This is a genomic window from Flavobacterium sp. (assembly GCF_027531905.1).
Lineage (GTDB): Bacteria > Bacteroidota > Bacteroidia > Flavobacteriales > Flavobacteriaceae > Flavobacterium.
The window spans coordinates 43106-58338 of sequence record NZ_JAPZSU010000036.1 but is presented as its reverse complement, the minus strand read 5'-3'; the positions used below and the strand labels follow the sequence as shown (position 1 = coordinate 58338).

Sequence of the window (15233 nt, the reverse complement as noted above, 5' to 3'; positions counted from 1 at the left end):
AATTGCGGGTGTTTTTTGAACCATATAAGGAATTAAAGGGCATATAAGAGTTAACTTAAAAGCAAAAAATGCGTGTGATTTAACCGCAAAGGGCGCAAGGGTTTGCGCAAGGGACGTAAAGACCAAAGTAACATTCACATCAATTAACCGATTAAACAGTTAAACGATTAAACATATAAACTTTGAGCAAAAATTGCGGATGTTTTTTGAACCATATAAGCAATTGAAGGGCATTTAAGAGTTAAAAAATATAATCCTTAGTAAATTAAACGCAAAGAATGCAAGTGTTTACATAAAAACAAAAGCATTAAATCGGCAGCTTAAACGATTAAACTTTTAAACAGTTAAACGATTAAACATTTAATCGAATCAATTATTTTAAAAGTCGTACTTTTGCCCACTGAAAATTTAGCTGCTATGATTATTGTAAAATCAAGAGAAGAAATTGAATTGATGCGCGAAAGTGCTTTGATTGTTTCCAAAACTTTAGGAATGATTGCCTCCGAAATTAAAGAAGGAGTGACTACTTTATATTTAGACAAATTGGCCGAAGCATTTATTCGGGACCACGGTGCAGTACCGAGTTTCTTGGGATTGTACGGTTTTCCGAATTCGTTGTGTATGAGCCCAAACTCTCAGGTCGTACACGGTATCCCGAACAACAAACCGCTAGAAAGTGGGGATGTGATTTCAGTGGATTGCGGGGCTTTCAAAAACGGATTTCACGGTGACCACGCCTACTCTTTTGAGATTGGCGAAGTGGCACCTGAAACGAAAAAATTATTACAGGTTACGAAGGAATCGCTGTATGTTGGAATTCGCGAGTTCAAATTAGGAAATCGCGTGGAAGACGTAGGAAATGCGATTCAGAAATATACTGAAGCCCACGGTTATGGTGTGGTTCGTGAATTGGTAGGTCACGGTTTAGGACAAAAAATGCACGAAGACCCCGAAATGCCAAACTACGGCAAAAGAGGTCGCGGTAAACTTTTTGTTGAAGGAATGGTGGTAGCCATCGAACCGATGATTAATATGGGTACCAAAAACATCAAACAACACAAAGACGGCTGGACCATCACTACTGCCGATGGAAAACCAAGTGCTCACTTTGAACACGATGTGGCCATCATTGATGGAAAACCTGAAATTTTATCGACTTTCAAATACATTTACAAAGCACTTGGTATTGAAAGCGACGAAGAAGAGGAGTTTAGAAAAGTGCCTTTGGTAGTGTAACTCGTCACTTTTTTGACACAGATTGCACAGATTTGAATTAGGACAATATCCAGTCGGATTGCCTATCAATTATAATTTAAAAAAATAATATAAAACGATTCATAAACACCAATAGAGAATTCTATTTTTTTGAGAATCTCTGCATTTCTTTGTGAATCTTCCTTTGTGTAACAACTATGAAAAGACTTTTCAAAACCGTACTCAATACCATTCCGCGTCCATTATTAATTCGTTTGAGTTATGTGGCGCGACCAATCATTGCTTTTACCTTAAAAGGTGACAAATTTACGGACCCAATTGATGGCAAAAGCTTTAAATCGATGTTGCCCTACGGATACGAAACCCAGCGCAACAACGTGCTTTCGCCAAGTACGCTTTCGCTAGAAAGACACCGCTTATTGTGGTTGTACCTCAACGAGCAAACTGACTTTTTTACAGCACCCAAAAAAGTTTTGCATTTTGCTCCTGAACAAGCTTTTTATAAATTGTTTCGCAAACAAAAAAACTTAGACTACACCACTACCGATTTGTTTTCGCCTTTGGCAGATGTAAAAGCAGACATTTGTAATTTGCCTTTTGAAGACAATCAATACGATGTGATTTTGTGCAATCACGTTTTGGAGCACATCCCTGACGATACCAAAGCGATGCAGGAATTGTACCGCGTGTTGAAACCTGGCGGAATGGCCATTTTACAGATTCCGCAGGACTTAAATCGTGAAGTGACGTTTGCCGATGACTCAATTACCGACCAAAAAGAACGCGCGAAAATATTTGGACAATACGACCATGTGCGCATTTACGGCCGTGATTATTTTGACAAATTAAGAAGCATTGGTTTTACGGTAATCGAAGAAGATTATACCCGAAAAATTGCACCTGAATTGGTAGAAAAATATTGTTTGGCCAAAGGTGAAATTATCCCAGTTTGTTTTAAATAAAAAATTTGACACAGATTACACAGATTACACAGATTTAAAAAAGTTTTGACAGCATTAAAAAAACCTTTGAGTGCTTGCGTAAAACTTTGCGCCATTTGCGGTTAAATTTTTAGACACAGATTCAACAAATATTTTCTAGCTATTTAGTTGTTAATTTGTATTTACAACAAACCAAAATCAAAAACAATCTTATAAATAATTGTATTTGGAACCCGAAAAAAATTTCCAGCTTTGCTTTGATATCAGTTTCGAAGCGAGACTCAATTACTATATCCCTACTTCGTATGTAGTTGGGCATACGGATACCATTACCTATTTAGAAAAAAAAGCCAGTCCTGAAGTCCTTCAAAGTATGGGGATAACGCTTGAGAACTTAAATACTGCTACACAAAAAACAGTGTCGCTTTGTGAAGTACTCCAACCTGAAGCGCTGTTTAAGAAATACCGAACCAAAAGCAAATCAGCCAAAAATATTGAAGATTTACTTAAAGACGAGAAACTAAAATTCGGCATTGAACAATTTATAAAAATAAGCTTAGCGCAATTTTATACTTTAGTAAAAGAGAACGATTTCCCGCTCTCATTAAACTTGGGAAAAGAAAAAGATTTTCGCATCAGCCAAATTATTACTCAAAATCCAGCTTTGGGAACCGAACTGCGTTTTGACAAACACGACAACGGGATTTCCTATACCCTACTGCTCCAAGATGCTGACACTTCGTTTTATCCCTCGAATACTAAAATTACACTTTTGCTAGACAATCCTGCTTGGGTTGTTGCACATCATAAACTGTATCAACTAAAAGACATCAATTCAAAAAAAATTACGCCTTTTTTGACCAAAAAAGTAGTCGAAATCCCTTCGAAATTAGTGCCAGATTATTTTGAAAAATTCATCAAAGACATTGCTAAAAAAGTAGACATTACGGCTACAGGATTTGAAGTCATTACTCACGAAACCATACACCAATGTACGTTACAGCTAGTGCATGATTTTTTCAAAAACAGCTATTTTATTGGGCTTTTATTTGAGTACGATGGCTTTGTATTTGATGCTACTAAACCCAAAAATACCCATTCAGAAATTGACTTAAAGGATTTGAACAACATCCAATTGATGCAATTCAAACGAACTGATGCGGAACTTACCTATAACGAGGCGTTATTGGATTTGGGATTAAGTAAAAACGAGAATAATTTGTTTTGGTTGAACCAAAACACAGCAAATCAAGACGCTTTCGGAACCATTCAATGGGCAATCAAAAATAAAGAAAAGTTGGAATCCTTAGGTTTTTCATTAGAAAATTTAAAAATAGACGGAAAGAAAATCGACAGTAATACCGTAACGATTGCATTCTCCAACACCATTCAAAACGACTGGTTTGACATCAAAATGACGGTGGTTTGTGATGATTTTGAATTTAATTTCAGCGAGTTGATTCCGAATATAAAAAATAGAAATCGCTTGTTTGCCTTACCCAACGGAAATTACTTTTTGATTCCATCAGAATGGATGACGCGCTACAGTGCGATGGCAAGATTAGCCAAAATCAAAAATGGAAGTATCGCTGTTCTCAAAAGTAATTTTGCAGTTTTTGAAGATATCCCACAGTTGAAACAATCCTTACACGTTAAGGAATCTGTTCAATACCAACCTTCGCCTTTGGTTAAAGCCACGTTGCGACCTTATCAAATAGAGGGCGTACAATGGCTTTTGGAACATTACAACAACGGTTTAGGCGCTTGCTTAGCCGATGATATGGGTTTGGGAAAAACATTGCAAACCTTATCCACGCTGGTTGCCGTACAAGAAAAACTAGAATTTGAAAAAGCCGAAAACATACAACTAGATTTGTTTGGCAACGAAATCCCCGTAGCCAAAGAATACCTAAAAGCCTTGATTGTGCTTCCCTCCTCTTTGGTGTTCAACTGGTATAACGAAGCTAGAAAATTTACGCCTCATTTTCGAAGAATTCAGTATGTAGGACAAGACCGAAAACTATTGTCTAAAAAATTAGCAAAGTACGACTTGATTTTTACCAGTTATGCGGTGGTAGCGAGAGACCTTTCTATTTTAGAAAAATACCAATTTCGCTATTTGATTTTAGATGAAAGCCAATACATCAAAAACAAAAATTCGAAAATATTCAAAGCCATTAATCAACTGCAAACCACTCATAAAATATCTTTGAGCGGAACACCTATTGAAAATTCACTCGACGATTTGTGGTCGCAAATGCAATTTATCAATCCAAATATCTTGGGGAGTTATGCTTTTTTTGCCGAGCATTACAAATTCCCGATTGAGAAAAAACAAGACGAAAACAGTCTCGCAGAACTCAAAACCTTAGTCAGTCCCTTTATTTTAAGACGTACCAAAGAGCAAGTTTTAAAAGACTTACCAGAACTCTCGGAGCAAGTTTTCTATTGCGAGATGGAACCCGAACAAGAGAAATTATACGAAGAAGAAAAGTCGAAAGCGAGAAATGCACTTTTAAAAACCGATGGTTCTGGCATTGACAAAATCAATATTATCAATACCTTGATGCGTTTGAGACAATTGAGCAATCACCCAAAAATGGTCGATGCCAACTCTGAAATGGATTCGGGAAAATATATGGCAGTGACGCGATATTTAGAAACCTTGGTGCAGTCCAATCAAAAAACGATAGTCTTCAGTTCGTTTGTATCGAATTTGGAATTTTATAAAAAATGGAGCCTCGAGAACAAGATTGATTTTTGCGAACTCACTGGTGCTACCCCACAAAAAGAACGGGCTTATCAAGTTCAGAAATTCCAAGAACAAGAGCGCTCAAAATTGTTTTTCATTTCCTTAAAAGCGGGTGGCGTGGGACTCAATATTACAAAAGCTTCTTATGTTTTATTTCTAGACCCTTGGTGGAATCCCTTTGCCGAAAAGCAAGGTATCGGTCGTGCCCATCGCATTGGACAGTTGAACAAAGTAAATGTAGTCCGATTCATTACTAAAAATACGGTGGAGGAAAAAATCATTCGTTTGCAGGAAAACAAAAAACTGCTTTCGGATGCGTTGCTTGATGAACAGCACATCAGCCCAGAACTTGAAGAAAATTTAGATTTTATTTTAACCTAAAAAAACCTGCTACTTCATAGAAATAGCAGGTTTTAATTTTTATACTCTTTTCGGATTTATGATTTGCTTTCAGGCATCAACATCCCAATTACTTTGTCTTTGGTTAAATACTTTTTAGCCACTTCTTGAATGTCTTTTGCGGTTATAGCATTCACTTCGGCTTCGTATTTCAATGCATTTTCAGGATTGCTTCCATACAGGAAAGATCTAGTGAAATTAGTCAACCAAAAACGGTTTTCTTTACTGTCTTTTCTATAATCAGCTAATTCTCCTTCTTTGTATTTGGCTACATCTTTTTCCTCTGGACCATTGGTAATAATCTTTTGTAACTCGTTCAATGCCGATGCCGTAAGCTTCTCTGCATTATCCGGACCACAAGGAAAATTAATAGTAAAATTATAAGATCCGTAAGGCACTTTGTTCATACTACCACGAGCTGAAACCCCATATACCCCGCTTTCAGATTCACGCAATTGCTCAATCAATTTAATAGTCAATACTTCACCTAAAGCTTCTATCGCTAAAGCTTCTTTTGGAGAATATTTTGCCTCACCATAGAACATAATATTCACATTACTTTTAGGATCGGTTCCTTTGTTCACCACTTTCTTCAAATCGCCTTTTAGCATACGGTAACCTAAGTCTACTGTTTTTTCTTTGGCTGCTGTTGTAGGCAAAGATGCCAAGTATTTAGTAGCAAAAGCCTCAATGGTTTTATCGTCTACATTTCCTACGAAGAAGAATTCAAAATCGGCTGCATTAGCAAAACGCTCTTTGTATTTGTCATACGCTAATTTATAATCTGTATCTGCCCATGATTTATCTGTTGGCATGATTCCGTTAAATCTTGGGTTTTCTTTATTCAAATAGGTGTAAAACTCTTGTTGGAAATAATATTGTGGTTGTGAAGCCATGTTTTTGAAGAAACTAGCTTGTTTTTGTTTAAAGCCTTCAAATGCTTCTGGATCAAAATTCAAATCAGTAAAATAAGCATGCACCATTTGGAACAAATATTCTAAATCTTTTGGGGTAGTATTTCCTCTAAGTCCTTCTGTTGTTTGACCAATGTATGGATTGACACGTGCAATTTTTCCTGTCATGAATTTGTTGATGTCATTCAATTTCAATCCTGAAAATCCTGCTTCTGCAAGAGCGCCGTTGGCAAATTGTACTTTTTTCATTTCTTCATTCGAGTACAAATTGCTTCCTCCTAAACTTACAGCTTCAAAAAGCACTTCGTCGTTTTTGAAATCGGTCGTTTTGTATACTACTTTTACACCATTAGACAAGACTAACGTTTTAGTACCTAAAGTAGCATTGGCTTCTCTTTTCACAACAGTTCCAGCTTTTGCCTCTTTTCTAAGTAAACTCGTCGCCACCGCCTTATCTTCATAAGGTTTCAAATCTGTTTCATTTACTTTTAGCGTTTCTAACACTTCTTGTTCCGTAACTTTTTTCAAGTTATCTTTTTGTGGTCCAGTAAAAACAACCACGCGATTATCTTCTTTGATATAATTTTTGATAAACCCATTTACATCTGCCAAAGCAATCGTTGGCAATATTTTTTTCATGGTTTCAAAAGTCCATTCTATTCCAGGTAGAGGTTCTTGCTCAAGGAAATTCAATTGTATTTCTTCTACAAAATTCTCGGAATCTGTTTTAGTTCTGTCGTTGTAATTCTTTTCAATTTGTGCTAAGAAATCGGCTTTGGCTCTATCCAATTCACCTGAAGTAAAACCAAATTTTCTGGCTCTTTCATTTTCGGTCACCAACACTTTCAAAGCGCTTAATTGCTTGTCTTCAGCCATCATGGCAACAGACTGATAGGCCTTTTTAGTTCTAGCATACGTCCCTCCATAATAGGAATATCCAAAAGTAAAGGGCGGTGTAGCAGAATTAGTCAATTCCTCAAGACGATTGTTCAATAAAGTGGTAAACAAGCCTTCTACAAGGTAACTTCTAAAATCTCCAATTGTTGTAATTTTCTTTGGTGCATCATAATCTTTGTAGACCAACTGCACCTGAGTATTCGAAGCTTCTTTATCACTTTCTACCGCAACAAAAGTTTCCTTGTGATTGGGTACTTCAAAAACGTTTCTCACTTTTTCGTTGGCTGGGTTTTTATAAGCTGAGAAATGTTCTTTAATTTTCTTTTCCATTTCGGCTACATCAATATCACCAACCACAATAACGCTCATCAAATTGGGACGGTACCAATCTTTATAGAAACGAGTTAAGGTTTCGTATTTGAATTTTTCTAAAATCTCTTTTTGACCAATTGGCAATCGATTGGCGTATTTAGAATTGTACATCATTTTAGGAAAATAACGCCCCATCATTCTTTTTTGAGCCCCTAATCCTAAACGATATTCTTCCAGAACTACACCTCGTTCTTTATCAATTTCCTCAGGTGTCAATACGGTATTGAATGCCCAATCCTCTAAAATTTGGAATCCTTTCTCTAATTTTTCGGGATTATCAGAAGGAATCGGAAGAAAATAAACGGTTTCGTCAAAGCTAGTGTAAGCATTAAGATGCTGACCAAATTTAACTCCAATACTTTGTAAATAATCTACTAATTGATTCTTCGGAAAACGTTTTGTGCCGTTAAAACACATATGCTCCATAAAGTGAGCCAAACCTTGTTGGTCATCGTCTTCCAAAATAGAACCTGCGTTTACGACCAATCTAAGGTCTACTTTCTTTTCTGGTTTGACATTCTTTTTAATGTAGTAGGTCAACCCATTATCGAGTTTACCGGTTTTGACATTAGGATCAAATGGAATAGCCTGTCCATAATCCATAGTTTGGGCTAATATTGTTACAGGAAACAACATTATCCCTAGTGCAAATTGGTTGAATTTTTTCATAAAATATGTTTTGTTGATAGCGTAAAACTATAGATTTAACTACAAATCGAAATCTTCATTATAAAAAAATTAACAGAAATTACTTCTAAAAAAATAATACCCTCAATTTAACTACAAAAAAACACGATAAATAAAGCGGTTTAGTATATTTACACTACAAAATAATCAAAAATGCGGTACCGTTTATTTAAAATCTTCTTGGGAGTACTTGGCTTTTTATCTATAGAAATCATTGAAGCTCAAAACCTTCAAGAAATAATCCCACCTTACAACATTAAGACTATTTCCTTTATGGACAATGGCCAAAATGTAATTCCGGTCTTTAAATTGGGGGAAGCATTCGAGCTTAATTTTGATGATTTATTTGGGAATGAAGCCAATTATTACTACGAAATTATTCATTGTGACTACAACTGGGTGCCTTCAGATATTCCCAAACAAGAATACCTAAAAGGCCTTGACAACCAAAGAATTATTAATTACTCTAACTCCTTTAACTGTTTGCAATTGTACTCGCATTACCAATTAAGCATACCCAATCAGTTTACACAATTGGCTTTGAGTGGCAATTATATGATTAAAATATTGAATGAAGATAGAGAAATTGTTTTTTCAAGGAAATTTATAATTTACGAAGACTTAGCGTCAGTACGCTTGCAAATCAAGAGAGGTAGAAACTTGAGCACCATAGAAAGCAAACAAAACCTAGATTTTTCTATAACGTCTAAGAGCCTTACTTTTCAAAATCCATTACAAAATGTCAAGGTGCTTCTTTTACAAAATCGTCAATTCAACACGGGAATCAAAAACATTGCTCCGCAATACACCATTGGCAACGAATTAATTTACAAATACGATACTGAAACTCAGTTTTGGGCTGGCAATGAATTTCGTTTTTTTGACAACAAAGAAATCAGAAACGCCTCGAACAATGTTTCCAGAATAAGTTCGAGTGGCGGTATTTATAGTGGTTATCTATTTACAGACGAAGCCAGAGCGAACTTTCCCTATAGTTTTACACTTGATGCCAACGGAAACTTTGTAGTTCGAAACTTGAATGCCACCAATCAAAAAATCGAAGCCGATTACGCGTGGATTTATTTTAGTCTCTCTGCCCCAAGCTTTCGAGTAGACAAAGACATTTACATCACGGGTATGTTCAACAATTATGCGCTTTCTCCCGAAAACAAAATGGAATACAATCAGAAAAAAAACCTTTACGAAAAAGCCCTGCTCATCAAACAAGGTTTTACCAATTATCAATATGTTGTTGCTGACGCTAAAGGAAATTTAGATCCCGAAAATAGTATCGATGGCAATTTCTATCAAACTGAAAATGAATATGAAGTAATCGTATATTACAGAGAAAATACCCAAAGATATGATCGCGTAATTGGTTTTGTCACATTGAATTCAATTAACATTACCAATTAAATAAAAAATTAAAAATCAATACATTTTTTTGTAATTTTGTCATTATTAAGCAGCTACTTTTCACAATTATGGTTTCACAAATAACAAGAGGCATAAAAATATCAGTTTTGACTAGTTTTGAAGGGACTTACTTCAAAAACTATAAAATACATTTTGCTTTTAGTTACCAAATAACAATTGAGAATCACAGCAAAGATTCTGTCCAACTTACCTCTCGACACTGGGAAATCTTCGATTCTCTCAATTACAATGAGTTGGTAGATGGCGAAGGAGTCATTGGAAAAAAACCTGTATTAAAACCGGGTGAACAACACACCTACAGCTCTGGTTGTTTATTATCCTCGCCTTATGGTGCTATGAAAGGATATTTCAACATGATTAATTTCACCACTACAAAAAATTTCAAAGTGATTGTGCCTACTTTTAGACTATGTGCGCCTTTTGCCTTGAATTAATTTGACTTTTATTCCGTTATTTGGAATTAAAATTTCATTTTTACTTTGTACTTTTACATCAAATTATCATCTACAACCCAATCACCGTAATTTTCTGTTCAATTATTTAATATAAAAAATATGCTAAAAGGATTTTTTAACGTACCCAAAGCGGTTAACGAACCTGTAAAAGGTTACGCCCCTAACTCCCCAGAAAAAGCAGCAGTTCTTGCAGCATACAAAGCCATGTGGAATTCAAAAATTGATGTTCCTTTATACATTGGTAGCGAAGAAATCAAAACGGGTAATACTAGAAATATGACCTCGCCACACGATCATCAACATGTGGTAGGAACGTATCATTTAGCCGAAAAAGTACATGTTGAAAAAGCCATTGCTAGTGCTCTTGAAGCCAGAACAGCATGGGCAAACATGGCATGGGAACAACGTGCAGCTATCTTCTTAAAAGCTGCCGAGTTGATTGCTGGACCATACAGAGCCAAAATCAATGCTGCAACTATGATTGCGCAATCAAAAAATATTCACCAAGCCGAAATTGATGCATCATGTGAGTTGATTGACTTTTTACGTTTCAACGTAGAGTTTATGACTCAAATTTATGCTGACCAACCTAAATCGACTTCTGATATGTGGAACCGATTGGAATACCGTCCGCTAGAAGGGTTCGTATACGCAATCACTCCATTCAACTTTACTGCTATCGCTGCCAATCTTCCAGCAAGTGCTGCTATGATGGGTAACGTAGTAATTTGGAAGCCAAGTGACAGCCAAGTATTCTCTGCAAAAATCATCATCGATGTATTCAAAGAAGCCGGAGTTCCTGATGGAGTAATCAATGTCGTTTTTGGAGATGCTTTAATGGTTACCGATACGGTTCTAGCAAGTCGCGATTTCGCAGGGGTTCACTTTACAGGTTCAACACATGTATTTAAAGATATCTGGGCAAAAATTGGAACGAACATTCACCATTACAAAACCTACCCAAGAATTGTAGGAGAAACTGGTGGTAAAGATTTCGTGGTAGCGCATCCAAGTGCTAATGTAAAACAAGTAGCGACAGGAATTGTTCGTGGCGCTTTCGAGTTCCAAGGACAAAAATGTTCTGCTGCTTCAAGAGCCTATGTACCTCAAAGTATGTGGCCAGCCTTGAAAGAGCAATTGATTATCGATGTAAAATCAATGAAAATGGGGTCTCCAGAAGATTTTAGTAACTTCATTACCGCAGTAATTCACGAAGGATCATTTGACAAATTAGCTAGCTATATTGATCAAGCGAAAAAAGATGCCGATGCAGAAATAATTGTTGGTGGAAATTATGACAAATCAGTGGGGTATTTTATCGAACCTACCATTATCGTAACCAGCAATCCAAAGTATACTACAATGGAAACTGAATTATTCGGTCCAGTAATCACAATCTATGTTTACGAAGATGCAAATTGGGCAGAAACATTGAAATTGGTGGACACCACTTCTGAATATGCTTTAACAGGAGCCATCTTCAGCCAAGACCGTTACGCCATCGAAGAAGCAACTGTAGCTTTACAAAATGCAGCCGGTAATTTCTATATCAATGACAAACCAACAGGAGCTGTGGTAGGCATGCAACCATTTGGTGGCGCAAGAGCTTCAGGAACCAACGACAAAGCTGGGTCTGCCTTGAACTTATTGCGTTGGGTTTCTCCAAGAACTATCAAAGAAACTTTTGTAACGCCCGAAGATTACAGATACCCATTTTTAGGAGAATAATTTTTCTAGATTCAAAATTGAAAAACCCCACATAAATCAACATTGATTTTTGTGGGGTTTGTTTTTTACTCTATTTTAGCAACAGCATCAAAAGGCATTTTAGCCAGCAAAGTCCCGCTGTACGCTATATCTTGCTTGCCGAACCCCGTCAATCAAGGATGCCGCTACCATCGGGGTTAAAAGGAAAATGGGTGTGTTTTTGTGAGCTATAAAAGCTACACTACAAACTTCAACGGTAAGTGCACCACTTTTTTGGTTTCGAAAAATTCATCTTCAAAAATGTCGGCCAGATTATATTCTGTAGCTTTCGGAAAATCCTTTAACTCTTCGGTCAAATCGCCTCCTTTTAAATACAAAATACCATTTTTCAATTCGTGTTTGTGTTGCTTTTTGATTTTTGTTTTTACCCAAGAAACAAAGTCTGGCATGTTGGTCACCGCTCGGCTCACAATAAAATCAAAATCACCTTTTACATTTTCGGCACGAATTTGTTCTGCTTTTACATTTTTTAATTCTAAAGCTTCAGCAACCGCTTTGACCACTTTTATTTTTTTGGCAATAACATCAATCAAATAAAAACGTGTTTCTGGAAACAAAATAGCTAGTGGAATTCCAGGAAAACCTCCGCCAGTACCCACATCCAAAACATAAGTTCCAGGTTCGAATTTATTTATTTTGGCAATTCCTAACGAATGCAAAACGTGTTTCGTATACAAAGCATCTATATCTTTTCTCGAAATAACATTTATTTTTTCATTCCAATCATGGTACAAAAAATCCAATTTTGCAAACTGTTCTTTTTGCTCCTCTGTCAAATCAGGAAAATACTTTAGAATTTCATCCATGGCATTAAATTTTTAACAAAAGTACTTATTTTACCGCGGAAATTTTTAACTCAATAATGTATAATCGAAAATTTATAATAGTTACATTTGCAATTATTTAAAAATTCCTATGAATACTACTGCACCTACTTTTGCAAAGCAAGACAATTTAAAATTTTTCAGAACACTTAACTCTCGGGTTAACAACTACTTTAAGGAAAACAACCTTCAAAAAACGGGTAACTGGAAACTACATTTAAAAACAATTATTTTGTTTACTGTTTTTTTGGCTCCCTATTTCATAATTCTAACTCTTGATTTACCATTTTGGGCCTATCTATTGCTAACCATCGTTATCGGGATTGGAATGGCAGGTGTTGGAATGAATGTAATGCACGACGGAAATCATGGATCGTATTCCACCAAAAATTGGGTCAATAAATTCATGGGAGGCTCGATCTACATCCTAGCCGGAAATGTGTACAACTGGCAAGTGCAACACAACGTTTTACACCACACTTACACGAATATTCCTGGACACGACGAAGACTTAGACGCGGGAAGAATTATTCGTTTTACGAAAGAAGCCAAATGGCAAAAATTCCACCGTTTTCAACACTACTACTCTATCTTTTTGTACGGTTTATTGACCTTCAATTGGGCCATTACTACCGATTTCAAACAAATGAAAAGTTATTTGAAACGCAAATTATCGTATGGCGAGCCTAAGAGTCCAAAAATTCTTTGGACAACTCTAATCATCACAAAAATGATTTATGTATCAATTTGGATTGTTTTACCAATAGTTATTGGTATCACTTGGTGGAAAGTATTGATTGGCTTTTTTGTAATGCATTATACTGCAGGACTTATCTTAAGTATTGTTTTCCAATTGGCTCACGTAGTGGAAGAAACAACCAATCCATTACCAAATGAAAACGGAGAAATAGAAAACACTTGGGCAATACACCAATTGTTTACTACAACCAATTTTGCTCCAAAAAACGCCATTATCAACTGGTATACTGGAGGATTAAATCACCAAATCGAACACCACATTTTCCCAAACATCAGTCATATTCACTACGGAAAAATTGCAAAGATTGTAAAAGAAACTGCACAAGAATGCAACCTTCCTTACTACGAATACAAGACGATGCGTAGTGCTGTAATTGCACATTTCAAACACTTGAAAGAATTGGGAATGAAACCAGAATTAGCCTAAACTTACTACCGCTAAATCCAACACGAACTAATTACTATTTACTATATAAAATGAATCCACTTTCAGACAGAATTAACAACCTTGCCACTTCGCAAACTTTAGCGATGGCAGCCTTAGCAAGAGAATTAAAAGCACAAGGAAAAGACATTATCAGTTTAAGTTTAGGAGAACCTGACTTTAACACTCCTGATTTTATAAAAGAAGCTGCAAAAAAGGCCATCGACGAAAACTACAGCACCTATTCTCCTGTAGATGGATATCAAGAATTAAAAGAAGCTATTTGCAGAAAATTCAAAAGAGACAATGATTTAGACTATAAACCAACTCAAATTGTAGTTTCAACGGGGGCCAAACAATCATTGTACAACATTGCCCAAGTGATGTTAAACGATGGTGACGAAGTGATTTTGCCTGCACCTTACTGGGTTTCTTATTTCGAAATTGTGAAATTATCAGGTGGTGTACCTGTAGAAGTTCCGACTTCAGTAGAAACCGATTTCAAAATCACCCCAGAACAATTAGAAGCAGCCATCACTCCTAAAACAAAAATGATGTGGTTTTCTTCACCTTGCAACCCTTCTGGATCCGTTTACAGCCGAGAAGAATTGACTGCATTGGCCAAAGTATTAGAAAAACACCCAAATATTTATGTGGTAGCAGACGAAATCTATGAGCACATTAATTTCTCAGGAACTTTTTGTAGCATCGCCTCTATCCCTGGCATGTTAGAAAAAACCATTACCGTTAATGGTGTGGCTAAAGCTTTTGCTATGACAGGCTGGAGAATTGGCTACATTGGTGCCCCAGAATTTATCGCCAAAGCATGTACTAAAATCCAAGGTCAAGTGACGTCTGGTGCTAACAGTATTGCACAGCGCGCTACCATCACGGCTCTTGATGCCGATCCATCAGTACTTAACGAAATGGTACAAGCGTTCCACAGTCGTAGAGATTTAGTGGTGGGACTATTAAAAGAAATTCCTGGCATCAAAATCAATGTTCCTGAAGGCGCTTTTTATGTATTCCCTGACGTTTCTTCTTTCTTCGGAAAAACACTAAGAGGAACTGAAATAAAAGACGCTAACGACGTTTCGATGTATCTTTTGGCTGAAGCTTGCGTAGCAACCGTAACAGGTGACGCTTTTGGAAATCCAAATTGCATCCGTTTTTCTTACGCTACCAGCGAAGCTGTATTAACCGAAGCTTTAAAAAGAATAAAAGACGCTTTGGCTGGATAAACCAAAGTGCTATTGCTATAGTAAGCCTCAAGGATTATTTCTTGAGGCTTTTTTTTGTGTTTACCTCAAAGTTAAAATGTTATATTTAAAATTAATTTGTAGTAATTTATTTAATATATTTGTAATAAATATAGTCATATTCAAACTCA

The 15233-nt window shown here is 36.3% G+C and carries 10 protein-coding genes; 8 read left to right on the top strand and 2 right to left on the bottom strand.

Going from position 1 to position 15233, the window contains the following annotated elements; translation table 11 throughout:
- The first annotated feature begins 417 nt into the window (after nt 1–417).
- The 3 genes from map (at nt 418) to O9307_RS09980 (ending at nt 5289) form a co-directional block, all read left to right on the top strand.
- The gene (gene map / locus O9307_RS09990; protein WP_078211098.1) at nt 418–1236 is read left to right on the top strand and encodes a type I methionyl aminopeptidase; all 819 of its coding nucleotides are present in this window, start codon (nt 418–420) and stop codon (nt 1234–1236) included.
- A 176-nt stretch (nt 1237–1412) separates the two neighbouring features.
- Entirely contained in the window at nt 1413–2177 is a 765-nt protein-coding gene (locus tag O9307_RS09985; RefSeq protein ID WP_298298504.1) for a class I SAM-dependent methyltransferase, read from the top strand.
- A gap of 205 nt (nt 2178–2382) precedes the next feature.
- Complete coding sequence (locus O9307_RS09980; protein WP_298298501.1) at nt 2383–5289, top strand: DEAD/DEAH box helicase; 2907 nt, start codon at nt 2383–2385, stop codon at nt 5287–5289.
- Between the two features lie 56 nt (nt 5290–5345).
- Here the strand turns inward: O9307_RS09980 and O9307_RS09975 are convergent, their stop codons facing one another.
- Nucleotides 5346–8159, bottom strand: a complete 2814-nt coding sequence (locus O9307_RS09975) for a M16 family metallopeptidase (RefSeq protein WP_298298498.1) — start codon at nt 8157–8159, stop codon at nt 5346–5348.
- A 171-nt stretch (nt 8160–8330) separates the two neighbouring features.
- Here O9307_RS09975 and O9307_RS09970 point away from each other — a divergent pair, with 171 nt between their 5' ends.
- The 3 genes from O9307_RS09970 (at nt 8331) to pruA (ending at nt 11797) form a co-directional block, all read left to right on the top strand.
- Nucleotides 8331–9593 (top strand): DUF5103 domain-containing protein, encoded by a 1263-nt coding sequence (locus tag O9307_RS09970; RefSeq protein WP_298298494.1) that lies wholly within the window; start codon nt 8331–8333, stop codon nt 9591–9593.
- 68 nt (nt 9594–9661) lie between these two features.
- Complete coding sequence (gene apaG, locus O9307_RS09965; protein WP_298298492.1) at nt 9662–10048, top strand: Co2+/Mg2+ efflux protein ApaG; 387 nt, start codon at nt 9662–9664, stop codon at nt 10046–10048.
- 120 nt (nt 10049–10168) lie between these two features.
- Nucleotides 10169–11797 (top strand): L-glutamate gamma-semialdehyde dehydrogenase, encoded by a 1629-nt coding sequence (gene pruA, locus O9307_RS09960; RefSeq protein ID WP_298298489.1) that lies wholly within the window; start codon nt 10169–10171, stop codon nt 11795–11797.
- Nucleotides 11798–12012: 215 nt separating this feature from the next.
- On the opposite strand, the gene rsmG is transcribed toward pruA, so the two are convergent.
- Complete coding sequence (gene rsmG, locus O9307_RS09955) at nt 12013–12642, bottom strand: 16S rRNA (guanine(527)-N(7))-methyltransferase RsmG (RefSeq protein WP_298298486.1); 630 nt, start codon at nt 12640–12642, stop codon at nt 12013–12015.
- A 109-nt stretch (nt 12643–12751) separates the two neighbouring features.
- Between rsmG and O9307_RS09950 the strand changes: the two genes are divergently transcribed.
- A complete protein-coding gene (locus O9307_RS09950; protein ID WP_298298483.1) occupies nt 12752–13846 on the top strand; it encodes an acyl-CoA desaturase in 1095 nt (364 codons plus the stop codon).
- A gap of 50 nt (nt 13847–13896) precedes the next feature.
- The gene (locus O9307_RS09945) at nt 13897–15084 is read left to right on the top strand and encodes a pyridoxal phosphate-dependent aminotransferase (RefSeq protein WP_024981404.1); all 1188 of its coding nucleotides are present in this window, start codon (nt 13897–13899) and stop codon (nt 15082–15084) included.
- The last annotated feature ends 149 nt before the right edge of the window (nt 15085–15233 follow it).